The organism is Curtobacterium sp. MCBD17_023, assembly GCF_003224415.1.
Taxonomy (GTDB): domain Bacteria; phylum Actinomycetota; class Actinomycetes; order Actinomycetales; family Microbacteriaceae; genus Curtobacterium.
In genome coordinates this window covers 26,156-50,713 of sequence record NZ_QKLJ01000004.1, presented here as the reverse complement: position 1 = coordinate 50,713, position 24,558 = coordinate 26,156, and the positions used below count along the sequence as shown (strand labels likewise).

The 24,558-nt window shown below is 71.6% G+C and carries 26 protein-coding genes; 15 read left to right on the top strand and 11 right to left on the bottom strand.

All coding sequences use genetic code 11. From position 1 onward, the window contains the following. The first annotated feature begins 53 nt into the window (after window positions 1-53). Complete coding sequence (locus DEI84_RS07210; protein WP_110823770.1) at window positions 54-755, top strand: hypothetical protein; 702 nt, start codon at window positions 54-56, stop codon at window positions 753-755. An 80-nt stretch (window positions 756-835) separates the two neighbouring features. Here DEI84_RS07210 and DEI84_RS07205 read toward each other — a convergent pair whose 3' ends face one another. From DEI84_RS07205 to pepN, 3 genes are all read right to left on the bottom strand, one after another. Then, the gene (locus DEI84_RS07205) at window positions 836-1,315 is read right to left on the bottom strand and encodes a globin (RefSeq protein WP_110890246.1); all 480 of its coding nucleotides are present in this window, start codon (window positions 1,313-1,315) and stop codon (window positions 836-838) included. Continuing rightward, the gene (locus DEI84_RS07200; RefSeq protein ID WP_110890245.1) at window positions 1,312-2,382 is read right to left on the bottom strand and encodes a mechanosensitive ion channel family protein; all 1,071 of its coding nucleotides are present in this window, start codon (window positions 2,380-2,382) and stop codon (window positions 1,312-1,314) included. The genes DEI84_RS07205 and DEI84_RS07200 overlap by 4 nt, the downstream gene beginning before the upstream one ends. 76 nt (window positions 2,383-2,458) lie before the next feature. Next, window positions 2,459-5,038 (bottom strand): aminopeptidase N, encoded by a 2,580-nt coding sequence (gene pepN / locus DEI84_RS07195; protein ID WP_110823773.1) that lies wholly within the window; start codon window positions 5,036-5,038, stop codon window positions 2,459-2,461. Window positions 5,039-5,160: 122 nt separating this feature from the next. Here pepN and DEI84_RS07190 point away from each other — a divergent pair, with 122 nt between their 5' ends. After that, window positions 5,161-5,811: a DsbA family protein gene (locus tag DEI84_RS07190; protein WP_309146382.1), complete on the top strand. Its 651-nt coding sequence runs from the start codon at window positions 5,161-5,163 to the stop codon at window positions 5,809-5,811. Window positions 5,812-5,897: 86 nt separating this feature from the next. On the opposite strand, the gene DEI84_RS07185 is transcribed toward DEI84_RS07190, so the two are convergent. Continuing rightward, on the bottom strand, window positions 5,898-6,416 hold the full coding sequence (locus DEI84_RS07185; RefSeq protein WP_110890243.1) for a GNAT family N-acetyltransferase: 519 nt from the start codon (window positions 6,414-6,416) through the stop codon (window positions 5,898-5,900). Between DEI84_RS07185 and DEI84_RS07180 the strand changes: the two genes are divergently transcribed. The 3 genes from DEI84_RS07180 to DEI84_RS07170 all read left to right on the top strand — a co-directional run bounded on the left by DEI84_RS07180 (window position 6,415) and on the right by DEI84_RS07170 (window position 8,675). After that, window positions 6,415-7,086 carry an XRE family transcriptional regulator gene (locus DEI84_RS07180; protein ID WP_258371722.1) on the top strand — a complete coding sequence of 224 codons (672 nt, stop codon included), beginning with the start codon at window positions 6,415-6,417 and terminating at the stop codon, window positions 7,084-7,086. The two genes, DEI84_RS07185 and DEI84_RS07180, sit on opposite strands and share 2 nt — an antisense overlap. 67 nt (window positions 7,087-7,153) lie before the next feature. Further along, window positions 7,154-7,642 carry a ribose-5-phosphate isomerase gene (locus DEI84_RS07175; RefSeq protein ID WP_110823777.1) on the top strand — a complete coding sequence of 163 codons (489 nt, stop codon included), beginning with the start codon at window positions 7,154-7,156 and terminating at the stop codon, window positions 7,640-7,642. 19 nt (window positions 7,643-7,661) lie between these two features. Continuing rightward, entirely contained in the window at window positions 7,662-8,675 is a 1,014-nt protein-coding gene (locus DEI84_RS07170) for an Fpg/Nei family DNA glycosylase (protein ID WP_110890241.1), read from the top strand. Window positions 8,676-8,684: 9 nt separating this feature from the next. On the opposite strand, the gene DEI84_RS07165 is transcribed toward DEI84_RS07170, so the two are convergent. Beyond that, window positions 8,685-10,139, bottom strand: a complete 1,455-nt coding sequence (locus tag DEI84_RS07165; RefSeq protein WP_258371721.1) for an amidohydrolase — start codon at window positions 10,137-10,139, stop codon at window positions 8,685-8,687. Window positions 10,140-10,171: 32 nt separating this feature from the next. Further along, entirely contained in the window at window positions 10,172-10,816 is a 645-nt protein-coding gene (locus tag DEI84_RS07160) for an FMN-binding negative transcriptional regulator (RefSeq protein WP_110890239.1), read from the bottom strand. Window positions 10,817-10,849: 33 nt separating this feature from the next. Here DEI84_RS07160 and DEI84_RS07155 point away from each other — a divergent pair, with 33 nt between their 5' ends. Further along, window positions 10,850-12,256, top strand: coding sequence for a serine hydrolase (locus DEI84_RS07155; RefSeq protein WP_110890238.1), 1,407 nt, complete (start codon window positions 10,850-10,852; stop codon window positions 12,254-12,256). A gap of 110 nt (window positions 12,257-12,366) precedes the next feature. On the opposite strand, the gene DEI84_RS07150 is transcribed toward DEI84_RS07155, so the two are convergent. Next, window positions 12,367-12,951, bottom strand: coding sequence for a hypothetical protein (locus DEI84_RS07150; protein ID WP_110890237.1), 585 nt, complete (start codon window positions 12,949-12,951; stop codon window positions 12,367-12,369). Window positions 12,952-13,103: 152 nt separating this feature from the next. Here DEI84_RS07150 and DEI84_RS07145 point away from each other — a divergent pair, with 152 nt between their 5' ends. From DEI84_RS07145 to DEI84_RS07135, 3 genes are read left to right on the top strand one after another with little or no spacing between them, the layout of a single operon-like run. Then, the gene (locus DEI84_RS07145) at window positions 13,104-14,795 is read left to right on the top strand and encodes a sensor histidine kinase (protein WP_110823783.1); all 1,692 of its coding nucleotides are present in this window, start codon (window positions 13,104-13,106) and stop codon (window positions 14,793-14,795) included. Window positions 14,796-14,825: 30 nt separating this feature from the next. Next, window positions 14,826-15,488, top strand: coding sequence for a response regulator transcription factor (locus DEI84_RS07140; protein WP_110890236.1), 663 nt, complete (start codon window positions 14,826-14,828; stop codon window positions 15,486-15,488). Then, a complete protein-coding gene (locus DEI84_RS07135) occupies window positions 15,485-16,336 on the top strand; it encodes a DMT family transporter (protein WP_110890235.1) in 852 nt (283 codons plus the stop codon). Before DEI84_RS07140 ends, DEI84_RS07135 begins: the two co-directional genes overlap by 4 nt. Window positions 16,337-16,456: 120 nt before the next feature. On the opposite strand, the gene DEI84_RS15630 is transcribed toward DEI84_RS07135, so the two are convergent. Both DEI84_RS15630 and DEI84_RS07130 read right to left on the bottom strand, forming a co-directional pair. Then, window positions 16,457-16,609, bottom strand: coding sequence for a hypothetical protein (locus DEI84_RS15630; RefSeq protein ID WP_181419398.1), 153 nt, complete (start codon window positions 16,607-16,609; stop codon window positions 16,457-16,459). Window positions 16,610-16,721: 112 nt separating this feature from the next. After that, a complete protein-coding gene (locus DEI84_RS07130) occupies window positions 16,722-17,093 on the bottom strand; it encodes a hypothetical protein (RefSeq protein ID WP_110823786.1) in 372 nt (123 codons plus the stop codon). A gap of 423 nt (window positions 17,094-17,516) precedes the next feature. Between DEI84_RS07130 and DEI84_RS15460 the strand changes: the two genes are divergently transcribed. Further along, window positions 17,517-17,696, top strand: a complete 180-nt coding sequence (locus tag DEI84_RS15460; protein WP_146232771.1) for a hypothetical protein — start codon at window positions 17,517-17,519, stop codon at window positions 17,694-17,696. 84 nt (window positions 17,697-17,780) lie between these two features. Here DEI84_RS15460 and DEI84_RS07120 read toward each other — a convergent pair whose 3' ends face one another. Then, entirely contained in the window at window positions 17,781-18,278 is a 498-nt protein-coding gene (locus tag DEI84_RS07120; protein WP_110890233.1) for a GNAT family N-acetyltransferase, read from the bottom strand. A 123-nt stretch (window positions 18,279-18,401) separates the two neighbouring features. On the opposite strand from DEI84_RS07120, the gene DEI84_RS07115 reads away from it, so the two are divergent. Next, window positions 18,402-18,761 (top strand): hypothetical protein, encoded by a 360-nt coding sequence (locus DEI84_RS07115; protein WP_110890232.1) that lies wholly within the window; start codon window positions 18,402-18,404, stop codon window positions 18,759-18,761. 22 nt (window positions 18,762-18,783) lie between these two features. On the opposite strand, the gene DEI84_RS07110 is transcribed toward DEI84_RS07115, so the two are convergent. Continuing rightward, window positions 18,784-19,827: a LacI family DNA-binding transcriptional regulator gene (locus tag DEI84_RS07110; RefSeq protein WP_110823790.1), complete on the bottom strand. Its 1,044-nt coding sequence runs from the start codon at window positions 19,825-19,827 to the stop codon at window positions 18,784-18,786. A gap of 102 nt (window positions 19,828-19,929) precedes the next feature. On the opposite strand from DEI84_RS07110, the gene DEI84_RS07105 reads away from it, so the two are divergent. Genes DEI84_RS07105 through DEI84_RS07090 form a run of 4 tightly spaced genes read left to right on the top strand, consistent with a single transcriptional unit; the run spans window position 19,930 to window position 24,472 of the window. Further along, on the top strand, window positions 19,930-21,228 hold the full coding sequence (locus DEI84_RS07105; protein ID WP_110890231.1) for a sugar ABC transporter substrate-binding protein: 1,299 nt from the start codon (window positions 19,930-19,932) through the stop codon (window positions 21,226-21,228). 36 nt (window positions 21,229-21,264) lie between these two features. Further along, window positions 21,265-22,143 (top strand): carbohydrate ABC transporter permease, encoded by an 879-nt coding sequence (locus tag DEI84_RS07100; RefSeq protein WP_110823792.1) that lies wholly within the window; start codon window positions 21,265-21,267, stop codon window positions 22,141-22,143. Further along, window positions 22,140-23,117 (top strand): carbohydrate ABC transporter permease, encoded by a 978-nt coding sequence (locus tag DEI84_RS07095; protein ID WP_220032699.1) that lies wholly within the window; start codon window positions 22,140-22,142, stop codon window positions 23,115-23,117. The genes DEI84_RS07100 and DEI84_RS07095 overlap by 4 nt, the downstream gene beginning before the upstream one ends. Then, on the top strand, window positions 23,117-24,472 hold the full coding sequence (locus DEI84_RS07090) for a glycosyl hydrolase (RefSeq protein ID WP_110890230.1): 1,356 nt from the start codon (window positions 23,117-23,119) through the stop codon (window positions 24,470-24,472). The genes DEI84_RS07095 and DEI84_RS07090 overlap by 1 nt, the downstream gene beginning before the upstream one ends. Window positions 24,473-24,558: the final 86 nt, after the last annotated feature.

Here is a 24,558-nt window from a genome sequence, read left to right as displayed (position 1 = left end):
TGAGGGCCGGACCAGGGAGCGTCAGGACGGTCGCGGCTAGGATCGACGGTGACATGAGCAGCTCGTTCACCCTTCCCGACGCCGCCTCGCTCGGTGACCTCCGCACCTACCTCGGACGAGCCGCTCGGATCGAGGACGGGTCCGTCCGGCTCATCGCCGACTCCGGTGTCCTGGCCGTCTACACGGCGATCCTCTACCCGCTCGGGCTGCTCGACGAACTGCCCACCGTGCTCGGTCTGCGCACGTTCGCCCTCACCCAGCCGGAGCACATCGACGTCGTGGTGCCGCTCCGCTCGTTCCAGGAGCGCCTGCGTCTGCTCGCGGAGGCGAACGACGTGGAGCACGCCGACGCAGCCGACCCGACCCGGGCGACCCCGATCGAGGTCGAGCTGCCGCTCGAGGTGCACACCGTGACCTGGGCTGCGATCTCCCCGCCCCGCGGCGGCTGGGTGCCCCTGCCCGACGTGTCGGCGGAACTGCTGCACCGTGCTGCGCGCCAGGGGATCGACGAGGTCGCCGCCTCCGTGCCGACGAGCTCGGGGGAGTCCATCGTCCGCCGCGTCCGTTCCGAGGTCTGGGGTCGGCCGATCCCGGGCGTCGAGCACCTGCCGGCCGGCGCGGGCTTCGCCGCCGAGAGCCTCGGCTTCCTCGGGACCGAACCGGTCCGGCTGTTCGAGACGGGGCCGTGGAGCCGGCTGACGACCTCCAGGGGGCACGTGCTCGTGAAGCGGCGGGCCTGGACGCTCAGTTCCTGACGGACGGACGGGAGGCCCGTGGCGGGGTCGCCACGGGCCTCCCGTCCGTCGTTCCGCCGTGTCGGTGGCCGCCGCTCATGTCAGTCGAACGCGTTCGTCATCGCGTGTGCCGCGCGGTCGAGGTACGCCCACAGTTCGGCCTCGTCGAGGGGCGCGAGGTCGAGTGACTCGACCGCGTCCTGCATGTGCTGGAGCCAGTGCTCGCGCGCCTCGGGGGTGATGCGGAACGGGTGGTGCCGCATCCGGAGCCGGGGATGGCCGCGCTGCTCGCTGTAGGTCGACGGGCCGCCCCAGTACTGCTGGAGGAACTGCGAGAGCCGCCAGACCGCGCCGTCGAGGTCGTCTGCCGGGTACATCGGCCAGATCACCTCGTCCTGCTGCACGCCCTCGTAGAAGCGGCGGACCAGGCGGTCGAAGGTCGGGGCACCACCGATCCGGTCGAACAGGGAACCGCTCGCCGCAGCCCCGCCGAGTCCGACCCGGAGCGTGACGGGCTGCGCGGGGACACCCGATGCCGGCTCACCCGTGGGGGGACCGAGGGGGATGGCGGGTCCGGTCATGGGGTGTCCTCAGGGTCATTGTCGTCGCCGGTCCGGATCGCCCGGCCCAGGATGTTCATCCGGCCGCGGCGGGCCCGCGGCGCGGGGGTGGGCACCGGCGCGGTGCGGACGGGACGGAGGCCGTTCACCGACGTGGCGTTCTCCCACCCCTCCGGCATGATCATGGCCATCGCCGGCAGGGTGACCCCGAGTTCGTCCACGCTGCGCTTGAGGCGGACCCGGAGTTCCCGTCCGACGACGTCGAGCTCCGACGCGCGGGTCTTCACGACCAGGCGGAACACCATGCCGGTGTCGGTGATCGACTGCAGGCCCCAGATCTCCGGTTTCTCGACGATGCGCTGCCGCCAGCGGGCCTCCTGGGACATGGTGACCGCGGCGTGCAGCAGGGCGTCCTGCACGGCGTCGATGTCGGTGTCGTACGGCACGGTGATGTCGACGAGGACACGGGACCAGCCCTGGGACAGGTTGCCGACGCGGAGGATCTGTCCGTTCGGCACGAACCAGAGGATGCCGTTCACGTCGCGGATCTGCATGACCCGGAGCCCGACGGACTCCACGACCCCGGTGGCCTGGCCGGTGTCGACGACGTCACCGACGCCGGCCTGGTCCTCGAGGATCATGAAGATGCCGGACAGGATGTCGCGGACGATGCTCTGCGCGCCCACTGCGAGGCCGGCGGCGACCACGGAAGCGCCACCGACGATGCCGACCGCCGCGGTCGGGAATACCGTCGAGATGATGATGGCGAAGGCGATCACGGCGACCACGACCGTCGCGAGGTTCTCGAGCACGCTGCCGAGCGTCCGGGTGCGCTGCACGACGCGGGCGGTCTGCAGCGGGGAGGCCACCAGGGCCTGGGTGTCCGCAGCGCCCTGCCGCTTCTTGACGCCGTTGACGATGCGGTCGACGACCTGCTTGATGGTCCGGCGGAGCACGAGGCGGATGATGACCGCCGCGAGCAGGACGATCAGGATCGTGATCGGGACGTGCCAGGTGTCGACGAACTGCGTGAACGTGTTCGACGCCCACTTCGAGACGTCGTCGGTGGTGTCTGCTGCCGAGGTCATGTCCGGACGATGCTAAACGGCGAGGCTCCGACGCCCCTGGAGGAACGCCGGAGCCTCGCCACTGCTCACATCGGGATCAGGCGTCGGCCGCCTGGACGCGGAGCGCACGCTCGGTGCCCGCGAGGTTCTCGCTGACGATCCGACGCAGTGCCGGGGTCTCCGGGTGCGCGTCGAGCCAGGCCCGGGCAGCGTCACGCAGTTCCGTCGACGCCAGCGGTGCCGGGTACAGGCCCGTCACGATCGTGTCGGCGATGTGGTAGCTGCGCTCGTCCCAGATCCGCGTGATGACCTCGAAGTAGCGCTGCACGAGACCCTCGAGCACGACCGGGGAGTTCACGTGCTGGAACCCGACGGTCGTCTGCCGCACGATTGCGTTCGGCGCGTCGTCCGTGTCGACGAGCGACGAGAACGCCGCGAGCTTGCCCTCGGCGGTGGGGATCGTCGCGCGAGCGCGGGCCGCGGCCTGCTCGCCCGAGGCGGTCCGGTCGGCGGCGAGCTCGGCGTCGATCTCGTCGTTGCCCGCGGCACCCGCGAGTACGAGACCCTCGAGCAGCTCCCAGCGCAGGTCCGTGTCCACGACGAGCCCCTGCAGTGTGACCGATCCGTCACGCAGTCCCTGCAGCGTCGCCACGTGCTCGGGCGTCGACGGGATCTGCGCGAAGAACTTCACGAACTGGAACTGCGCGTCCGATCCGGACTCGGCCGACGAGGCCAGCTGCCACAGCGTGTCGCCGACGGTGCGCACGGTGGCGTCCGACTTCGACGGTGCGACGTAGTTGCGCGCCGCCAGGAGCAGCTGCGACAGCGTGGTGCGGATCGTCGTCGACTCGGTCTCGGTCGCGATGTTGCCGAGCACGAGGGTGACGTAGTCGCTGGCGGGGGACTCGGCGTCACGCGTGGCGTCCCAGACGGCACCCCAGACGATCGACCGGGCGAGCGGGTCCGCGATCGACGCCAGGTGCTCGATCGCCGTGCGCCGCGACTGCTCGTCGAGGCGGATCTTGGCGTACGCCAGGTCGTCGTCGTTGAGGAGCACGAGGTCGCCGCGGTGCACGCCGACCAGCTCGGGGACCTCGGTGCGGGCGCCGTCGACGTCGATCTCGACGCGGTGGACGCGGTCGAGCTTGCCGCCGGACGAGGCCGTGTCCGCGCCGAAGGGGGCCGACGGGTCGTTCGTGAAGGCGTACACGCCGATGGCCAGGCGGTGCGGTCGCAGCGTCGGGTGGTCCGACGGCGCCTCCTGCAGGACGGCGAACGAGGTGATGACGCCCTCGGCGTCGGTCTCGATCTCCGGGCGCAGGGTGTTCACGCCCGCCGTCTCCAGCCAGAGCTGCGACCACTCGGACAGGTCGCGGCCGCTGGTGGCCTCGAGCTCGACGAGCAGGTCCTTCAGCTCGGTGTTGGAGTGGTGGTGCTTCCGGAAGTACGCCGCGACGCCCGCGAAGAACGCGTCGATGCCGACCCACGCGACGAGCTGCTTGAGGACCGAACCGCCCTTCGCGTAGGTGATGCCGTCGAAGTTGACCTGGACGTCCTCGAGGTCGTTGATCGTCGCGACGATCGGGTGCGTCGAGGGGAGCTGGTCCTGGCGGTAGGCCCAGGACTTCTCCATCGCCTGGAACGTCGTCCATGCGCCGGTCCACTCGGTGGCCTCGGCGGTCGCGATGGTGGAGGCCCACTCGGCGAACGACTCGTTCAGCCAGAGGTCGTTCCACCACTTCATCGTGACGAGGTCGCCGAACCACATGTGCGCGAGCTCGTGCAGGATCGTGACGACCCGGCGCTCCTTGATGGCGTCGGTGACCTTCGAGCGGAAGACGTAGGTCTCGGTGAAGGTGACCGCGCCCGCGTTCTCCATCGCACCGGCGTTGAACTCCGGCACGAAGAGCTGGTCGTACTTCTCGAACGGGTACGCGTAGTCGAACTTCTCCTCGAAGTACGCGAACCCCTTCCGGGTGGTCTCGAACACGTAGTCCGGGTCGAGGTACTCGGCCAGCGACCTGCGCGCGAAGACGCCGAGCGGGATGGTCCGACCGTCGCGGCTGGTCAGCTCGCTGCGGACGACCTCGTACGGGCCGGCGATGAGCGCGGTGATGTAGCTCGAGATGCGCGCGGTGGGCGGGAAGGTCCACGTGGCGTGGTCGCCGTCGACGTGCGGCTCCGGCGTCGGGGCGTTCGAGACGACCTGCCAGCGCGCCGGCGCGGTCACGGTGAAGGAGAACTCGGCCTTGAGGTCGGGCTGCTCGAACACGGCGAACATCCGGCGGCTGTCCGGCACCTCGAACTGCGAGTACAGGTAGACCTCGTCGTCGACCGGGTCGACGAAGCGGTGCAGGCCTTCGCCGGTGTTCGTGTACAGCGCGTCGGCGACGACGACGAGTTCGTTCTGCTCCTGCAGGTCGGCGAGCTGGATGCGGACGCCGTCGTTCACCGCGTCGACGTCGAGCGCGGTGCCGTTCAACGTGACCGAGTGCACGGTCTTCGTGATGGCGTCGATGAACGTGCTGGCACCGGGCGTGGCACTGAAGCGCACGCGGGTGGTGCTGCCGAAGGTCTCGGCTCCGCGGGTCAGGTCGAGCTCGACGTCGTACGTCTGCACGCTGACGATGCCGGCGCGTTCCTGGGCTTCGATTCGGGTGAGGTTCTCTCCGGGCACGGACGCTCCATCTTCGCTGCGGACGCGGACGGTCGATGTCCGCGTGTCGGGGTCCCGGCCGGCGTCGTGCACCGGTGGGACGGCTCGGGACCAGCCTAGCGAGCGGGCGTACGCTGCGATCCGTGACCGACACGACTGTGGAGACGACCCCTGCGACCCGGACTGCTGTGGAGTTCTGGTTCGACCCGACCTGCCCCTGGGCATGGATGACGAGCCGCTGGGTGGGGGAGGTCGAGCGGCACCGCGACCTCGACGTCACCTGGAACGTGATGAGCCTGTTCGTCCTCAACGAGCACAACGAGGACATGCCCGCCGAGTACCGCGAGGCCCTCGAGCGGAACCAGGTGTACGCGCGCCTGGTGACCGCCGCGAAGACCCGGCACGGCCAGGAGGTCGTCAAGCCGCTCTACGACGCGCTCGGCGAGCAGATCCACCACCGCCAGCAGAAGGACCCCGCGCAGGTCGTGCCGGCCGTGCTCGAGCAGCTCGACCTCGACGCCGACCTCGCTGACGCGGCCTGGACAGACGAGACCGACACCGCGATGCGGGAGAGCCACCGGGACGGCATCGAGCGCGTCGGCCAGGACGTCGGCACGCCCGTCATCGCCGTCGACGGCGTCGCGTTCTTCGGGCCGGTCATCTCCCCGGCGCCGAAGGGGCAGGAGGCGCTCGACCTCTGGGACGGTGTCGTCGCCGCAGCCCGCTACCCGGGCTTCTTCGAGCTCAAGCGCTCCCGCACGACCGGCCCGGTCTTCGACACCGTCGAGGACTGACCGCCCGGCCCGACGAACCGACGGGAGGCGCGGTGCGGGTCCGCACCGCGCCTCCTGTCCGTCGTCCCCCTGCGGGCATCGCCCGCTCAGGCCAGCGGCAACCGCATCAGGGTCAGGTCGAGCCAGCGGCCGGCCTTCCGACCGACCTCGGGCACGACGGCCACGGTCTCGAACCCGAGCCGCTCGTGCAGGGCGATCGACCCGGCGTTCGTGCTGCAGATGCCGGCGATCATGACGTGCCGACCCTCCGCGGTCGCACGGGCCACCAGGGCGTGCATGAGCGTCGACGCGACCCCCCGGCCGCGGAACCCCTCGACGACGTAGACGCTGTGCTCGACGGTGTGCCGGTAGCCCTGGTGCGGCCGCCACTGCGAGTACGAGGCGTACCCGGCGACGACGCCGTCGACCTCGGCGACCACGACCGGCCACCCGTCGCCCTGCCGTTCCGCGAGCCAGGTGTCGAACCACGCCCGGGGGTGCGGCTCCTCCTGCCAGATCGCGGTGGAGTGCAGGACGGCGTCGACGTGGAGGCCGTGCACGACGTCGAGGTCGGCGGGGGTGCAGTCGCGGATGACCACCGCGTCCGTCGCATATGCTGTCGCCATGTCTCACATCGTAGACGAGCGGGAGGGCGTCACCGCGCCACCGGACGCCATGGGCGCCGAGGAGCCCGATGATGCCGAGGACCCCGACGACGCCGACCAGCGCCGCCTCGGGGAACGGCTGCAGCGCCTCCGCACCGAGCGCCGGTGGAGCCTGACCGAACTCGCCGAGGAGTCCGGCGTTTCCCGCGCGATGATCAACCGCGTCGAGCGGGGCGTCTCCAGTCCCACCGCGACGATCCTCGGCCGCCTGTCCGGAGCGTTCGGCCTGACGGTCTCGCAACTCCTCGACGAGGCCCTCGAGCACGAGGTCCCGCGCTCCGGCGACCCGGACGAGGCCCGCGGGGTCCAGCGCGCCGCGTCCGCGGACTCCTGGACCGACCCGGAGACCGGGTACCGCCGCCGCCCGCTGTCGAGCGCCGACTTCCCGGCGGACGTGACCGAGGTGCGCCTGCCGGCCGGCCGCGAGGTCGCCTACCCCGCGAGCGCCTACGCCTTCCTCCGGCACTGCATCTGGGTCGTCGACGGGACCCTCGACCTGCAGGCCGGTGACACGACCAGCCGCCTCGGTGCCGGCGACCGCATCGAGCTCGGCGAACCCGCTGACGTCGTCTACCGGAACCCCGGCGACGAGCCGTGCCGGTACGTCGTGGTCGTCGTGCGGCACCGCTGACGGGAGGCCCGTCCGCCGTCCGCCGGACGGGTCCCGTCCGGCGTGGGCACAGGAATAGGATCGGTCCATGCGCATCCACCTCGGAACGGACCACGCCGGCCTCGAGTTCACCAAGACCCTCAGCGTCCACCTGACCGAAGCCGGCCACGAGGTCGTGGACCACGGACCGACCGAGTACGAGCCGCTCGACGACTACCCCTCGTTCTGCATCAACGCCGCGCACGCCGTCGTGCAGGACCAGCGCGCGGGCGTCCAGGCCCTCGGTGTCGTCTTCGGCGGGTCGGGCAACGGTGAGCAGATCGCCGCGAACAAGGTCGAGGGCATCCGCGCGGCCCTGGTCTGGAACGAGTCGACCGCGCTGCTCGCCCGCCAGCACAACGACGCGAACGTCATCTCGATCGGCGCGCGCCAGCACACCGAGGCAGAGGCGATCCGCTTCGTCGACCTCTTCATCGCCGAGCCGTTCTCGGGCGAGGAGCGCCACGCCCGCCGCATCGCGCAGCTCGCCGAGTACGAGACCACGGGGCACATCGCCGGCAAGCAGATCGACCAGTAGGGCCGAGTAGACAAGAGCAATGCCCGAGGGTCACTCCGTCCACCGCATCGCCCGTCAGTTCGAGCTGCACTTCGTCGGCCAGGTCTGCGAGGTATCGAGCCCACAGGGGCGCTTCGCCGCCGGAGCCGCGCAACTCGACGGCCGGAAGATGATCGCCGCACGAGCCGTGGCGAAGCAGATGTTCCTGGAGTTCGAGGGCGACCTGTTCCTCCGCGTGCACCTCGGCCTGTACGGCGCGTGGGACTTCGCGGGGGAGATCTCGACCGACGCGACGATGCGCAGCGCGAAGGGGCGGATCGGGCAGACGAACCAGCGTGGCACGGTCGCGGAGGACAGCGACGCGGGCGACGACGCCGACCACGTGCCCGACGACGACGGGGAGGACTCCCTCCGCTCCATCGGTGCCCCACGGCGCTCCCGCTACCGGATGGCCGAGCAGGAGAAGGTCGAGGACCCGATCGAGGCCTTCCCGCCGGACCCGGTCGGGCAGGTGCGCGTGCGGATCCTCACCGAGACCGCCGTGGCGGACCTCCGCGGACCGACCGCCTGCGTGGTCGAGGACCCGGCCGGGGTGCAGCGTGCGCTCGACAAGCTCGGCCCGGACCCGATGAACGACGACGGGCCCGAGGCCGAGAAGGCGTTCGTGGACAACGTCCGGAAGCGCAACGTCGCGATCGGCCAGCTGCTCATGGACCAGTCCGTGGTGAGCGGCATCGGCAACGTGTACCGGGCGGAGCTGTTGTTCCGGCAGCGCATCGACCCGTACAAGCCCGGGAAGGAGATCACCGTCAGGCAGGCGAAGGCGCTGTGGCAGGACTGGTCGAAGCTCCTGCACGACGGGGTCCGCATCGGGCAGATGATGACGATGGACGGCCTGACGGACGCCGAGTACCGGAAGGCGATGCGCTCCCGGGCCGACCGACACTGGGTGTACCACCGCGCGGGGGAGCCGTGCCGGGTCTGCGGCACCGAGATCCGCGTCGCCGACATGGCCGGTCGCAAGCTCTACTGGTGCCCGAAGGACCAGAAGTAGCCCCGCCGGTCAGAGGTCGCGGTGGGTCCAGCGACCGGCGATCGCGGTGCCGAGGACCGGCATCGCCCGGAGCGCCGCCGACGACGCGGTGAGCGGGTCGGTCGGCACGAGGACGAGGTCCGCGACGTCGCCGACCGTGACCGACACCCGTCCGTCCGTCGACCCCCGCCACGCGCCGAGCGCCGACATCCGCTGTTCCGGGTGCCACGGCTCGCGGCCGTCGCGGTCCCGCCCGACGGCGGCGGCCATCGACACCCACGGGTCGAGCGGCGCGACCGGGGCGTCCGAGCCGAGCACCATCGCTGCGCCCGCACGTTCGAGCGCGGCGAACGGGAAAGCCCGGTCCGTGCGGCCCGCCCAGTGGTGGTCCGCGATGTCCCGGTCGTCCATGGCGTGCTCGGGCTGCACGGACGCGACGACGCCGAGCCGGGCGAACCGCTCGACGTCGGGCACGGCGAGGAGCTGCGCGTGCTCGATCGAGCCGCGGCTCCCGACCGTCTCGAGCGCGTCGAGCGCGAGCGTGACCGCGCGGTCGCCGATCGCGTGCACGGCGGGGACGAGCCCGGCGTCGACCGCCCGACGCAGCAGCGGGACGAGGTCCTCCGGCGCCCAGGTGAGGACGCCCTCGCCGTCGGCGGTCGCGGCGGTCCGGGTGCCGAGCGACCCGTCGGTGATCACCTTGAACGGCCCGACGGTGAGCAGGCCCCGCGTCCCGTCGACGACGTCGCCCGTCCGCAGTCCTCGGCGGACCGCCTCGTCGAGCCGTGCCGGGTACACCCCGGAGGCGATGCGCAGGCCGTCCGTCCCGGCGTGGATCCGTCGCACCCACCGGTCGATGTCGGCGTCCATCTCGAGGTCGACGACCCCGGTGACGCCCCGGGCCGCGGCCGCCTCGACGGCGTCCGCGACGGAGGCGTCGAGCTGGTCGTCCGGCACCCGGGACAGCGCGGCGGTCACGTCGAACGCGTCCTGCTCCCGGAGCACACCGTCGGTACCGGCCGGGAGCGCCCGGCCGAGCACGGCGCCGAAGTGCGCCAGGGCGACCTCGTTGCACCAGACGGCGTGCAGGTCGGCGCTCACGACGACGACCGGGAGGCCCGGTGCGGCCTGGTCGAGCAACTCCCGTCGAGCGGGGCGGGGCCAGAGTCCGTCCCGGTAGCCGTGCCCGACGAGCACCCGGTCCGGGAGGCCGGTCCGGGCTGCGGCGGCGAGGCGGTCCGCGGTCTCCTCGGCGGAGCCGCAGTCCGTCACGTCGATCCGTCGGCGCACGAGTGCCCACTGGTCGAGGTGCACGTGGTGGTCGCGGAGACCGGGCCCGAGCCAGGCGCCCTCGGCCTCGACGACCTCGGTGTCGGTGCCGGTGTGGGTGTCGGTGTCGAGCGGGTCGAGCGTGCCGGTCGGCGCGACCGCGGTGACCCGCCCGTCGACGACCAGGACGTCGCTGGGGGCGCCGGAGGTGCCCACTCGCCGGACGGTACGGAGGAGTGTCGCCGACATCACGCCTCCAGGCCGGTCGTCGTGGTCCCCTGGACGCGCGCCATCTCGTCGGCGAGCGCGGGGGAGGCGTAGGGGCCGTCGGTCCGCAGGCCGGCGATGATCCGGTCGACCACCTCGGGTGCCTTGTTCTGGCTGAGCTTCGCGCGGGCGTCGAAGCGGGTGACGCGGATGCGTATGCCGACCGTGCCGCGGGCGATCCGGCGGGCGGCGTCCTCGTCGAGGTCGAGCGACACCGGTGACGGCATCGCGGCCTCGAAGTGGTCCACGAGGTCACCGAGGACACGGAAGTTCTCCTCGTCCGACAAGATCTCCGGCGTCCCCCACAGGTGCGCGGTGGTGTGGTTCCAGGTCGGGATGAACTGTTCCGGCGGGTACCAGGCGGGGGAGACGTACCCGTGCGGGCCCTGCACGACGACCAGGACCTCGTGCTGCCCGAGTTCGTGCGCCACCTCGTCCGGCCGACCGACGTGCGACACGAGGACGATGTCGTCGCTGCCGTCGGGCTGCTCCTCGAGCAGGAACGGGTAGTGCGACGCAACGAGTCCCTCCGCGGTGGAGGACACGATCGTCGCCCAGGGGTTGCCGCGGACGAGTCGTCGGACCTCGTCGACCTCGGTCATCAGGAAGGAGGGTGTGTGCCGCATGCGACGAGCGTGGCACATGCCAGGCTGGTCGGCATGGAGAAGCGCGCAGCCTACGGGTCCGTCCTGCCCTACGTCCGAGAGTGGGTCGCCTACAAGGTGTGGCAGCTGCGGCTCCCCGGCGTGCAGGTCGCCATCGGCTTCGAGGACGAGGAACTGTTCGCCGACGCCTGGGGGTACGCCGACGTGGCAGCCGGGCGGCGACTGACGACGACGGACCTGTTCCGGATCGCCTCGCACTCGAAGACCTTCACCGCCACCGCGCTGCTCCAGTTGGCCGACCAGGGCGCGCTGCGGCTCGACGACACGGTCGGCTCGTTCGTCCCCGCGCTCGTCGAGGCGGGTTCCCCGATCGCCGACGCCACCGTCCGCGAGCTCATGGAGATGGGTGCCGGGGTCGTCCGTGACGGCGCCGACGGTGACCACTGGGCGCTCGCGCACCCCTTCCCGGACGCGCAGCAGCTCGTCGACCTCGTCGTCGCGGGCGGCGCGAAGGTCCCGGTCGGGTCGGCGTTCAACTACTCGAACCTCGGCTACGGGCTGCTCGGGCTCGTCATCGAGGCCGTGACGGGCACCCCGTACGCCGAGCACGTCCGCACCGCGATCACCGAGCCGCTCGGGCTCCGCCACACCGGTGCGGAGTTCGACCCCGCTCGCGAGGACGAGTTCGTCGTCGGCTACACCGGCCTCCACACGGCGCGCACCCGGCAGCCGGTCCCGCACGTGACGACCGGGGCGCTCGCCGCGGCGACCGGCTTCCACGGCACGGCCTCGGACCTGGTCCGCTACTTCTCGGCGCACGTGCCGGGTCGCGGGACGCTGCTCTCCGACCACGCCAAGCGCCTCGCGCAGCGGAAGGCGTGGAGTGCGCTCGACTCCGACCCGGCCGCCCGCGGCTACGGCGCCGGGTTCATCGTGGACCGGATCAACGGCCGGGAGGTCCGGGGCCACTCCGGCGGGTTCCCCGGACAGATCACGCAGTCCGTGTTCGACCCCGCGTCCTCACTGGTCGTGTCCGTCCTGACGAGCAGCGCCACCGGTCCGGCGACGATGCTGGCGTACGGCATCGTGCACCTGCTCGACGCGGCCGCCGACGAGCACGCGGCCGGTCCGGCGATCCCCGCCGACGTCGACGCCGCACGGTACACGGGGCGCTTCGCGACCTTCGAGGGGATCACCGACATCGCGAGGGTGGGTGACCGCCTGCTCGCGATCGACCCGACGCAGCCGGTGCCGACCGAGTCGCCGGTCCGGCTCGAGGTCGTCGACGCCGACACGCTCCGCATGGCATCCGGCAACCGGTTCGGGTCCGTCGACGAGGACATCGTGTACACCCGGGACGACTCCGGCGCGGTCGTGTCCGTCCGCGGGGACAGCGGCATGACGCAGCGGCCGTGGTCGGTGCCGGACGAGACGCCGGAGGTCGCGGCCGCCCTCGTGTGACGCCCTGCTGGCCGGGCCCGGCGGTGCTGGCCGGGCACGGTCCGCTCGGCCGATCCCGATCCCGATCCCGACCACGGTGCCGCGCGGCCCGGCCCTGCGCACCGGCGGCGTCAGCGCACGTCGGCGGTCTCCCAGAGTCGGCGGACGCCCGCGCCGACCGGGCGGACGAGCGGTGGGACGAACACGAGCGCAGCCGTGGCGAATCCGACGAACTCGCCGACCTGCGGCACGGTGAAGAGGGGCAGGAGTGCTTCCTGCGGCGGGATCCAGACGCGGAACAGCACGTTCATCACGGCCTCGGACAGCAGCCAGACGCCGGCTCCGACCGTGACGAACCAGCCCGCGGTGCGGCGCGACCCGGACGACCGCACCACGAGCACGACGCCGAACACCAGGAGCAGGACGCGCGCGAGGAGCAGCAGCACGGTCGCGACGGGGTGCAGCGCGGTGGGCAGCAGGACCCCGAGCGGGAGGGCGACGGCTGCGAGCCCGAAGCCGAGCGTCGCACGGTCCCCGCGTCGGGCGGCGAGGACGGCCGTGACGGCTCCCGCCACCAGCCCGACGACGCCGAGCCCCGACCACGTCGGCCACGCGGCCATCCGGTCCAGCCACCCGATGACGACCGTGACGGCCGGGACGAGCGCGGCCACCACGGCGGCCAGCGCGGACAGTCGTTCGTACCGGGTCTGGTCCACGGTTCCCCCTCGTGACGCGATGCAGTACCGGCACCTTACACATCACCGGACGACGAACGCGAGGACCACCGTGTCGGGGTGGGGACAACCCCACCCCTGGTCCGGGAGACGGCAGGATGGGACCGGGCCCTCGTCTCCGCGAGGCTCGATGCATGACCGACACCGACCGGCTCGACCTGGCCCGCACCGTCCCCCTGGACGAGGCGGTGGCCTCGCCCGACCACGCCGAGACCGTTCCGCTCCACGACGTGACGGCAGCACCCGACCACGCCGAGACCGTTCCGCTCCACGACGTGACGGCGACCGACCGGGACACCACACCCGGCCGGGACACCACCGCCGACCGGGACACGACGCCCGACCGCGACAGCGCCCCTGACCGACCGACACCGGAAGCCACCACCCCGATGCCCTCCCAGCCCGCCCCGAGCGACGGCACCCACCCGAGCTGGGACGCGACACCGCCCCTGTCCGCCCAGGGCAGCGCCACGCGGGGGCCGTCGAGCCCGGTCCGTGGCGGGGGCGGCGGCATGACGGCCGGTGCCTTCTACCGGGAGGCCTGGCGTCGGTCGCCGCGGGACTTCGGCTACATGGCACTCACGGCGGTGCTCCTCTGCACGCTGTACTTCGCGTTCCCCGCCGTCCTGGGCATCGGCGGGTTCGGCTCGCGGGACGTCCTCAACCCGTTCACGCTGCTGCTGTTCTTCGTCGCGCTGTTCGTCGCCCGGTGGCTGGGGCAGTTCGAGAAGCTCCGGATGAGCTGGGCGGACCCGCGACCGATCCGTCCGGTGGACTGGACACCCCGCTGGCAGCAGAACTGGTGGACCCGCACCGGGTCCGCGGTCGCGAATCCGCACTACTGGCTGTACCTGCTGCACGCGGTGGTCGTCTACCCGATGGCCGCGGTGGTCACCGTCGGTGCCGGGCTCCTCCTGGCGGTCGGGTTCCTCTGGCCGGTCGTCGCGGTCCTCGCCTACGTCGTCGCCGGGACGTACCTGGTCGACCCGAACGGGATCGGGTCGATCGCCGGGCTCGGCACCCTCGCGCTGCTCTCGATGGCCGCGAGCGTCCTGCTGTTCCCGCTGTGGCTGCGCGGCTCCGTGCTCGCCCACTACTGGATCGACCACGGCCTGCTCGGCGGGTTCCGGGCCGAGGTGCTCGAGCAGCGCGTGGCGGGCCTCCAGGCGTCCCGCGCCGGTGCCGTCACCGCGGAGGGGCAGGCACTCCGCCAGATCGAGCGCGACCTGCACGACGGCCCGCAGCAGCGACTCGTCCGACTCCGCATGGACCTGGCCTCGGCCGAGCGGTCGTTCGAGAAGGACCCGGAACGCGCCAAGCAGCTCATCGCCGAGGCGTCGGGACACGCGCAGGACGCGCTCGACGAACTCCGCGCGCTGTCCCGCGGGTTCGCGCCGCCGATCCTGCTCGACCGCGGTCTCGTCGCGGCCCTCGAAGCACTGTGCGCGCGGTCGCCGATCCCCGTCGGGCTCGACGTCCGTCTGCCGGACGGGCTCGAGCTCGCGTCCGAGATCCAGCGGAACGTGTACTTCACCGTGAGCGAGCTCCTGACGAACACGGCGAAGCACGCCGGCGCCTCCGCCGCGGGGGTCTACCTCGGGCTGCTCGTCGACGCGTCCGGTACCTGGTTCCTCACCGTCAGCGTCACCGACGACGGCCGCGGCGGTGCCAGCCCGCGCGAGGGGCACGGCATCCAGGGGCTGATGGGCCGGATGCGCGCCCTCGACGGGGAGCTGACGGTCTCCAGCCCCGCCGGCGGCCCGACCGAGGCGACCGCGCGGATCCCGCTCGGCGCGCTGAACGGCGTCCCCACGCACCGCGCGTGACCGGCGTCCGGTCGCCACTAGGCTGACCGCATGACCGACGGCCCGGATGCAGCGCGCATCCGGGCCGTCGTCGTCGACGACGCCGTCCTGCTGCGCGAGGGGCTGGCCCGCGTGCTCGACGAAGCCGGCATCGACGTCGTCGGGCAGTTCGGCGACCCGGCCTCGTTCCTGGCGGCGCTCCCCGCACTCGCGCCCGACGTCGTGGTCATGGACGTCCGGATGCCGCCGACGTTCACCGACGAGGGCGTCCGCGCCGCCGTCCAGGCCCGTCGGATCGCACCCCGGACCGGGATCCTGCTGCTCTCGCAGTACGTCGAGGCCACCTACGCCGAGGACGTCCTCGCCGCGGGCAGCTCGGGCGTGGGGTACCTGCTGAAGGACCGTGTGACCCGCCTCGACGAGATCGACGACGCCGTGCGCCGCGTGGCCTCCGGCGGCACCGTGCTCGACCCCGAGGTCGTCACGCAGCTCATGAGCCGCCGCCGCGACCCGCTCGCCGCCCTGACCCCCCGTGAGCGTGAGGTCCTCGGGCTGATGGCCGAGGGCCGCACGAACGCCGCCATCGCCCGCGCCCTGGTGATCGGGACCGGCGCGGTCGAGAAGCACGTCTCGAGCATCTTCGCCAAGCTCGCGCTCGAGGACACCGGCGAGGACCACCGCCGTGTCCTGGCCGTCCTGGCGTACCTCGGATGACCCGCGTCCCGGCACCGCTGCTGGCGCTCGCCGCGATGGTGTCGGTCCAGATCGGGGCCGCGGTCGCGAAGACCCGCTTCGAGGAGGTCGGCTCGCTCGGCGCGGTCATGCTCCGCCTGGTCATCGGTGCGCTCGTCCTGGCGCTGCTCGTCCGCCCGCGGGTGCGGCACTGGACCCGCGTGCAGTGGCGAGGAGCCGTCGTGCTCGGCCTCGCCCTCGGCGGCATGAACGTCTTCATCTACCTCGCGTTCGCGACGATCCCGATCGGCGTCGCCGTGACGATCGAGTTCCTCGGTCCGCTGGCACTGTCCCTCGTGCACACCCGCCGGTGGCGTGATGCCGTCTGGGCAGCCCTGGCGCTTGCCGGCGTGGTGCTCCTCGGCGTCGGGCCGTCCGCGGTGGGTGACCTCGGGGGAGTCGCCGCGGCGGTGCTCGCAGCCGGGTGCTGGGCCGCCTACATCGTCATGAACCGACGCGTCGGTGCGGCGATCCCGGGCATCGACGGCCTGAGCGTCTCGATGCTCGTCGCGATGGTCGTCGCACTGCCGTTCGGGCTCCGGCCCGCGGCCGAGGGCGTCGTCGCGGACCCGGTGCTCCTGCTGGTCTTCGGCGCCGTGGCGGTCCTGTCGAGCGTGTTGCCCTACTCGCTCGAGATGACGGCCCTCCGGCGCATGCCGACCCGGGTGTTCGGCGTGCTGCAGAGTCTCGGGCCGGCACTCGCGGCGCTCGCCGGGCTCGTCGTCCTCCGCGAGGCACTGTCTCCCGTCGAGGTCGTCGCCCTCGCGTGTGTCACGGCGGCGAGCGCCGGGGTGACGCTCACGGCGCGCCGCAGCGCGGCGCCGCTCTGACCGACGGCGGACACGACCACCGTCGGGGGTGTGCGGGACGTGGGGTGGGCCTCCCGGCCGGCCGGGAGGCCGGTGCCACGTCGGCGACGCGACCGTCATCGGTCGCGCACCACGATCCGTCTACTCGCCGCGGAGGAAGTCCGCGTACGTGGGTTCCGCCTGCACGTCCGACAAGAGCGACGGGTCGTTGACCCGTTGGTCGACGTAGGCCTCGATGACCTCGGGTGGGGTGAGCAGGTGGGCGACCCAGGACGGCACCTCGGTCTTCTTCATGGTGCCTCCTTCCGATCTCCGGTCCGGCCGGATGTCTCGAATCTCGAGCATCTTCGCGAACCGGTGTGTCGGGAACGATCCTCGCGCTCGTCCGCGAAGTCAACGCAGTGCGTCATACGGACTCCGCTGAGCGCTGTCGCACCGGTCGGGGATCAGAACGCGCCCCGTTCGTCGGTGCGTGCCCGGTCCGTGGGTCGGCGGCTCGGAGGGTCCGGTGCTTGACGGCCGAACGCCAGATCCAGGCGTCGGCCTGCTGCCCGAACTGCGCCCATTCGACGAGCACCGCGTCGCGCGTCCAGCTGCGGGCGAACGCCTTGACCCGGACGTGGAACGTCGGGAACTGCACCCATGCCCAGACCGGCATCGGGGTGACCGCGTGGCAGACGTCACCACCGCGTGCCTCCTCGGACAGGGAGAAGGCGCGCGGGCGTTCGACCTCCGGGTGTTCCGGGGGCTGCCACCGGTTCTCGCGACGCCGTCCCACTCCCGTATTCGAACGTGTGTTCGAACGCTCCGTCAAGTCCCGGACGCGCTCCGGCGTGTCCCGGGGATCGGCGCGGTGACCATGTAGCACTCCGAGGGCTCCTCGTCCACCCCCATGACGCGGGCCGGTTCCGCTCGTAGCCTGGCGTGACTGGCCCAGACCCTGCCAGCCGCGTCGCGCACTCCCGGATCCGACTCCGGTCCGACGTGGACACCGCCTCAGGAAGGCAACCATGCAGCACGTCACCGCCGCCCGCCGACTCCGCACCGGAACGTCGACCCGATCGCAGCACCTCCTGCAGCGTCCCGTTCGTCTCCACCTCCACTGTGTCGCTCCCGCACTCACGTCAGCGGCGCTCAGTCAGGACCTCGGCGGGTCGTGGGCGCCAGGAGCCGACAAGTGGGGTCTCCCGACGATCGGTGAGTGGGCGTAGCCGTGGGCGAGAACGCGATCAGTGCCCGGTTCACCGGGGCGCAGTGGTTGTTGTCGGTCGGCCGGACCCCGTTGCTCCGCGTCGACACGCGTGCGGAAGCCGAAGCCTCCGGGCGCCAGCTCGCCACCGTCCTCGGCCTGCGCTTCGAGACGCCCTGCGTCATCGGCTGACGGCCTGCGGAGGAACGGCTCACGCGTCCAGGTCGGCTGCCGAGGCGATCCGTACCCGACCGGGCAGCCCGTGGAACCGTGTGGTCATCGAGCGTTGAGCGACCGCGAGCCGCGACGCACGTCGAGTTTCCAGGTCACGAAGGGCCTCCCGGCGACACCGGCCCGGGTGCGGGTCGTCGGTCGCCAGCCTCGGTCCGCGTAGAAGCGCTTGGCCCGATCGTTCCCGTCCCACACCTCGAGCTCAGCGGTACCCGACGGGACGACCTCGATGAACCGGATGTGCAACGCAGTGCCGATGCCCGTACCGAACCGATCGGGGTCGACGTAGAGGCTCGACAGCTCAGCAGGCGAACCGCGGTCCGCGAGGTGTGCCGCGATGAAGCCGGCGACGTGCCCGTCCTGCTCGGCGACGAGGCACCAGGTGCCGGGACGGGTCAGGGTGGCGAGCCACATCGGGTACCGGTCCTGAGCCGTGTCGCGGCGGTCGAGCGCGTCCCCGTAGTACGCCTCACGAGACCGCTGGTGCACCCGCGTGACCTGGGCGGCGTCAGCAGGAGTCGCGTCGCGGACCTCGAACGTCATCGGACCAGTCAACGCCTCACCACAGCAGTCTCGCCACCCCGACCGTGACGACGAGGGCGGGGTCGGAGGTCGACGCCGTGCAGGCGGCGGACGTCGCGCCGGCACAGCACCTACCCTGGACTGGTGCTCTCCCGACGTGACGCCGCCATCCGGCTCGACATCCCCCTCGAGATGGCGACCCACCACGGGATCCCGTCCCGCCTCAGCGAGGCCGAACTCACCGCGATCGAGCAGGACCCGCCCGCGTGGCTCGTGCAGTCGCGGGCGAACCGCACCGGCAAGAAGGTGTGGGTGCACCTGGAGTGCGTCGTGTGCGGGTACGCGGAAGAGGCCCGGCCGAAGAAGTGGTGGCCGGACTGGGACCACCTGATGTGCGACTACCACGCGCCGTACCAGGCGCCGGAAGCCCCGGCGGGCTTCACGCGGCGCGAGGTCGAGGGTATCGGCAGCCGCTTCGTCGCCCTCGTCGACGAGCGGTCGTAGTCCGCGTCGTCAGTCGGCGTCGTCAGTCGGCGACGCGGGCCGTGGACTCGCGCACGCTCAGCGTCAACTCCGGCCCCGGCCGTGACGGCAGCGGAGCGTCGGCCTCGATCTGCTCGCGGAGCAGGACCGCCGCCCGCTGGCCGAGTTCGACGGTGTCACGCGTCAGCGAGGTGATCGCGGGGCGGACGAGCCGGATCATCGCGGAGTCGTCGAACGACACGATGGACACGTCCTGCGGCACGCGGACGCCCATCTCGCTCGCGACGCCGAGTCCCGCGACGGCGAGCACGTCGTTGTCGAACACGATCGCGGTGGGGCGCCGGGCGCCGGACAGCAGGCGTCGGGTGGCTGCGGACCCGGCCTCGGCGGAGTAGTCGGTGGGGATGGACTCCGTGCGGTCGTCCTCGGTGGCGTCCGGCAACGTACCCGCGAACGCCCGGACGCGTTCGATGCGCAGTGCGGTGTGCTCGAACTCCGGCGGCCCGGACACGTGGGCGATGCGGCGGTGCCCGAGTGCGCGGAGGTACCGGAGGACGGTGTCGGTCGCGTCCGAGTCGTCGATCCAGACGCTCGGGGCCGACCCGGCGGGGGTGGGGTGCGAGCCGACGACGACGGACGGCATCCCGAGCTGGGCGAGCAGACGGAGGCGGTCGTCGTCCCGGCGCGGGTCGATCACGATGACGCCGTCGACCCGGTGCCCGCGCCACCAGTCGCGGTAGGTCTCGAGTTCCTCGTCGGCGTCACGGGCGACGAGCAGGGTCATGCCGATGTGGGTGCCGGTCAGGCCGAGCTGGATCCCCGAGATGAGGTCGCCGAAGAACGACTCGGTGCCGAGCGTGCGCGCCGGGCGGTTCAGCACGAAGCCGATCGACCCGGCCTTCGCGCCCCCGAGGGCGCGGGCCGCGGTGTGCGGCTGCCAGTCGAGTTCGCGCGCCGCCTGTCGCACTCGTTCTCGTGTCGCCTCGGACACGCCGGGGCGCCCGTTGAGGGCGAAGGAGACGGCGCTGATCGACACGCCCGCCCGCGCTGCGATGTCGGCGATCGTCGTCCGCCGTCCTGTGGCCACGGGCTTGACTATAGCGCTTTAGTCAGGCATCGTCGCCGTCACGCAGCGGTTCGGCGCAGAAGGCTGAACCGGTTCAGTAGCTCGACGAAGGAGTCAGCAACGATGAGAACCACCCCACGCACGACGTCGGGCCGAGTGGCCGCGATCCTCGCCGGCGCTGCCGCCGCAGCGCTCGTCCTCACCGGTTGCTCGAGCGGTAGCGGGGCGGCCACCGGTGGCGGTGGCGGCGGAGAGGTCAGCGGGTCGATCACCCTGCAGACCTGGGCACTCACGCCGACGTACACGGACTACCTCAACGGCGTCGTGAAGGCGTTCGAGAAGAAGTACCCCGACGCGGAGGTCAAGCTCGTCGACCAGCCCGGCGACGGCTACGCCGAGAAGGTGCTCAGCCAGGCGTCGTCGAACTCCCTGCCCGACGTCGTCAACCTGCCGCCGGACATCGCCCTGCCCCTCGCGAAGCGCGGGTTCCTGCAGGACGTCGCGAAGGACGACTCCACGCTCGGGAAGACCTACGTCGAGGGCGCACTCGCGGCCTACCGGTACAAGGGCGTCGACGGAACGTTCGGGTACCCCTGGTACCTCAACACCGACATCGACTACTGGAACAAGACGATGTTCGAGCAGTGCGGCCTCGACCCGGAGAACCCGCCGGCGACCACGGACGAGCTCTTCGACCAGGCCGCGACCATGCACGAGCAGTGCCCGGACGACTACCTCATGAGCCGCAAGCCCGGCCTGTCCGACTTCTCGCTGGCCGGCGTGAAGATCCTCAACGCGGACGGCACGAAGTTCACGTTCGCGGACTCCTCGAAGGCCGCCGACCTGATCAGCAAGTACGCGAAGGCCTACCAGGACGGGCTCATGCCGTCGTCGGTCCTCAACACCGACTACCTCGGCAACTCCACCCTGTTCACGCAGGGCAAGGTCGCCTGGACCACCGGTGGTGCGACCGCGATCAGCGACTTCGAGAAGAACAACCCGTCGCTCAAGGGCACGATCATCGTCTCGCCGGCGCTGGACAACCCGCCGCTGTACGTGCAGGGCCTCAGCGTCTCGGCGAAGAGCAAGCACCTCGCCACCGCCGAAGCGCTCGCCGCGTTCATGACGAACGCCGAGAACCAGGAGGAGTTCGCCCACCTGGTGAACATCTTCCCGTCGACGAAGTCCTCGCAGTCCGACCCGTTCTTCTCGGAGGACGACGGCACCGTGCACGCGAAGGCCCGCGTCCTCGCGAACGACGCCCTGAAGACCGCGAAGAACCTCAACCCGGTCGAGGCGAACTCGGCGATGACGGACTTCCTCGACCAGCAGATCGCGCTGGCGATGAAGGGCGGGACGACGCCCGAGAAGGCGTTGCAGACCGCCCAGACCAAGATGAACACCCTGCTCGCCAACGGCTGATCCGGCCCGGTACCCGAAGGAAGAGGGAGGATCGTCATGCGTGCGAACCGCTGGTTCACGCCCTGGCTGCTGGTGCTGCCCGCACTGGTCTGGCTGCTCGCGTTCAGTCTCTGGCCGTCGATCAACACCGTGCGGCTGTCGTTCACGAACGCCAGCCCGCTCGGTGGGGTCAGTGCATGGGTGGGGACGGCGAACTTCCGGACCCTGCTCGCGGACCCGCAGGTGTGGGAGGCGCTGCTCAACAGCGTCATCTACATGGTGGTGTGCCTGCCGCTGCTGACGGTCCTCCCGCTCCTCATGGCCGTGCTCGTGCAGCACAAGATGCCCGGGATCGCGTTCTTCCGGACCGCGTACTACACGCCGGTGATCGCGAGCGCGGTCGTGGTCGGGCTCATCTGGAACTGGATCCTCGACGACCGCGGCGTCGTCAACGAGATGGCGCAGTCGCTCGGCGTCGTGCAGGGCGCGATCCCGTTCCTGTCCGACCGGTGGCTGCTGCTGTTCAGCGCGATCAGCCTGACCGTGTGGAAGGGCCTCGGCTACTACATGATCATCTTCCTGGCTGCCCTCGGGAACGTCGGCAAGGACCTGCACGAGGCCGCCGCTCTCGACGGCGCCGGGGCGGTGCGCCGGTTCTGGTCGGTCACCATGCCCGGCGTCCGCGGCACCATGACGCTCGTCGGCATCCTGGTGTGCGTCAGCGCCCTCCGGGTCTTCAGCGAGCTCTACATCTTGACGAACGGGACGGGTGGCCCCGGCGGCCAGGACAACTCCCTCGTCATGCTCATCCAGCAGTACGCCCGCGGCTTCACCGGCAACCTCGGCTACGCGTCCGCCCTGAGCCTCTTGCTCTTCGCCGTGACGTTGATCCCGATGCTCGCCCTCGCCCGGATGAACAGCAAGGCGGACAAGTGACGAACACCACCAGCACCAGCGAACCGGTCATCGGCGGCAACGCCGGCGTGGCCGCACCGACACCGGACGTGACCGGCGCGACGGACGTGGGCCGGGCCTCCCGGCAGTCCCCGCCCGGCGGACGCGGGCGCCGTCGCGCGGTGTGGGGCGTCATGTCCACCCGCGAGAAGGTGCTCCGCTACGTCCTGCTCGTCGTGGTGCTGTTCATCACGATCGGTCCGTTCCTCTGGCAGCTCTCGACCTCGCTCAAGGGCACCGGCGAGGACATCTACACCGCGAACCCGTCGTTCATCCCCGCGCAGCCGACGTTCGGCAACTACCTCCGCGTGGGCGACGCCATCCCGGTCTTCGGGTACATCGGGAACTCGCTCATCGTCGCCGCGATCGACGTCATCGGGAACATCGTGTTCGCCACGCTCGCCGGGTTCGCGATCGCCCGCCTGCAGTGGAAGGGCCGCAAGGTCGTCCTCGGCCTGTTCCTCGCCACCCTCGTGCTGCCCGGCGAGGCGACGATCATCTCCCAGTTCGTCACGGTCAAGGACCTCGGCCTCGCCGACTCCCTGGTCGGTGTCGCCCTGCCGGGCATGATCGCCGCGCTCAACGTGCTGCTCATGTACAACGCCTTCCGCCAGGTGCCCGAGGAGATCGACCAGGCGGCCGTGATGGACGGCGCGAACGCGATGCAGCGCCTCCGCTACATCTCGCTGCCCGCCGTGCAGGGGACGATCGCCGTGATCGCGATCTTCTCGTTCATCGGTGCGTGGGACGACTTCCTCTGGCCGCTCATCGTGCTGCAGTCCCCGGACAAGCTCACCCTGACGGTCGGGCTGCAGTACCTGCAGGGCACCTTCGCCACCGACCAGCGGATGATCGCTGCCGGGACGATGATCGCGTTCATCCCGATCGCCGTGATCTTCGCCGTCCTGCAGCGCTTCTTCTTCAAGGGCGTGGAAGAGGGCGGGGTGAAGGGCTGATGCGCTTCGGCGTCAACCACACGCCGTCGAACGGCTGGTTCCACTCCTGGCTCGACTTCTCGCCGTCGGACACCGCACGGGACCTCGAGGCGATCGCCGGGCTCGGCGCCGACCACGTCCGGGTCTTCCCGCTCTGGCCGGTCGTGCAGCCGAACCGGACGCTCATCCGGCAACAGGCGCTCGACGACGTGGCGACCGTGGTGGACATCGCCGGCTCGTTCGGACTCGACGTCACGGTCGACGCGCTGCAGGGGCACCTGTCGAGCTTCGACTTCCTGCCGTCGTGGCTCGACTCGTGGCACCGCCGGAACATGTTCACCGACCCCGACGTCGTCGCCTCGACCGCCGCGTACGTCCGGGCACTCGCCGCCGCCGTCGGGGACCGGCCGAACCTGCTCGGCGTCACGGTCGGCAACGAGGTCAACCAGTTCGCGCACGCCCCGCACCCGTCGCCGTTCGCGACGACGCCCGAGCAGGGGCACGCGTGGGCGGCGGCGATGGTCGCCGCGGCGCGCGAGGGGCTCGCCGGTCCGGAGGTTCAACCCGGCTCCGGCACCCGGCCCGCCCCCGCCACGGGGGAGCGTCCGGCCCCCCTCGTGACCCTCGCCCAGTACGACGCGGCCTGGTACGACGACGCGCAGCCGTTCGGCCCGGAGCACGCGGCCGACCACGGGGACGCGACAATCACGCACTCGTGGGTCTTCAACGGGTCGGCACGCCTGCACGGTGCCCTCGGCCCGGGGTCGGTCCGACACGGCGAGTACCTGCTGCAGCTCGCGGCCGCGTGGAACACCCGCGCGGACCGGCCGAACTGGTTGCAGGAGGTCGGCGCACCGACCAACGTGGTGGACGTGGCCGACGCCCCGACGTTCACCGAGCAGACCATCCGGCACGCCCTCGACGTGCAGGGGCTGTTCGGCATCACGTGGTGGTGCTCCCACGACGTGTCCCGCTCGCTCGCCGACTTCCCGGAGCTCGAGTACGACCTCGGCCTGCTCACGAACGACGGCCGCGTGAAGCCGACCGGGGAGCGGTTCCGTGAGATGGCCCTGGCGTTCGGTGACGGCCGGTACCAGGCCCCGACCCCGCCGACGACCGCGCTCGTGCTCGACGACGTCGCCCCGGACGGGACGCCGCTCGGTGGGACCCGAGCCGACTCGGCGCCGGGCGGCCGGTTCGCCGCGGCCTGGCTCGCGATCGCCGAGCAGGACGGCCGCGGCCCGCAGGTCGTGCTGCGCTCCCGCCTCGGGGACACCGCGCTCCTGGGCGCGCGCGGGATCACCACCTGCGTCGACGTCCCGAACGACACCGCGTCCGCCACCGTGTCCGTCGCACACCCCGCGACGATGCCCTGACCCCGATCAGCACCTCCGCACGACCAGCACCACGCCCCACGCCCCACGCCCCGACGACCCGGACGGACACCGCCGTCCCGGAGGAC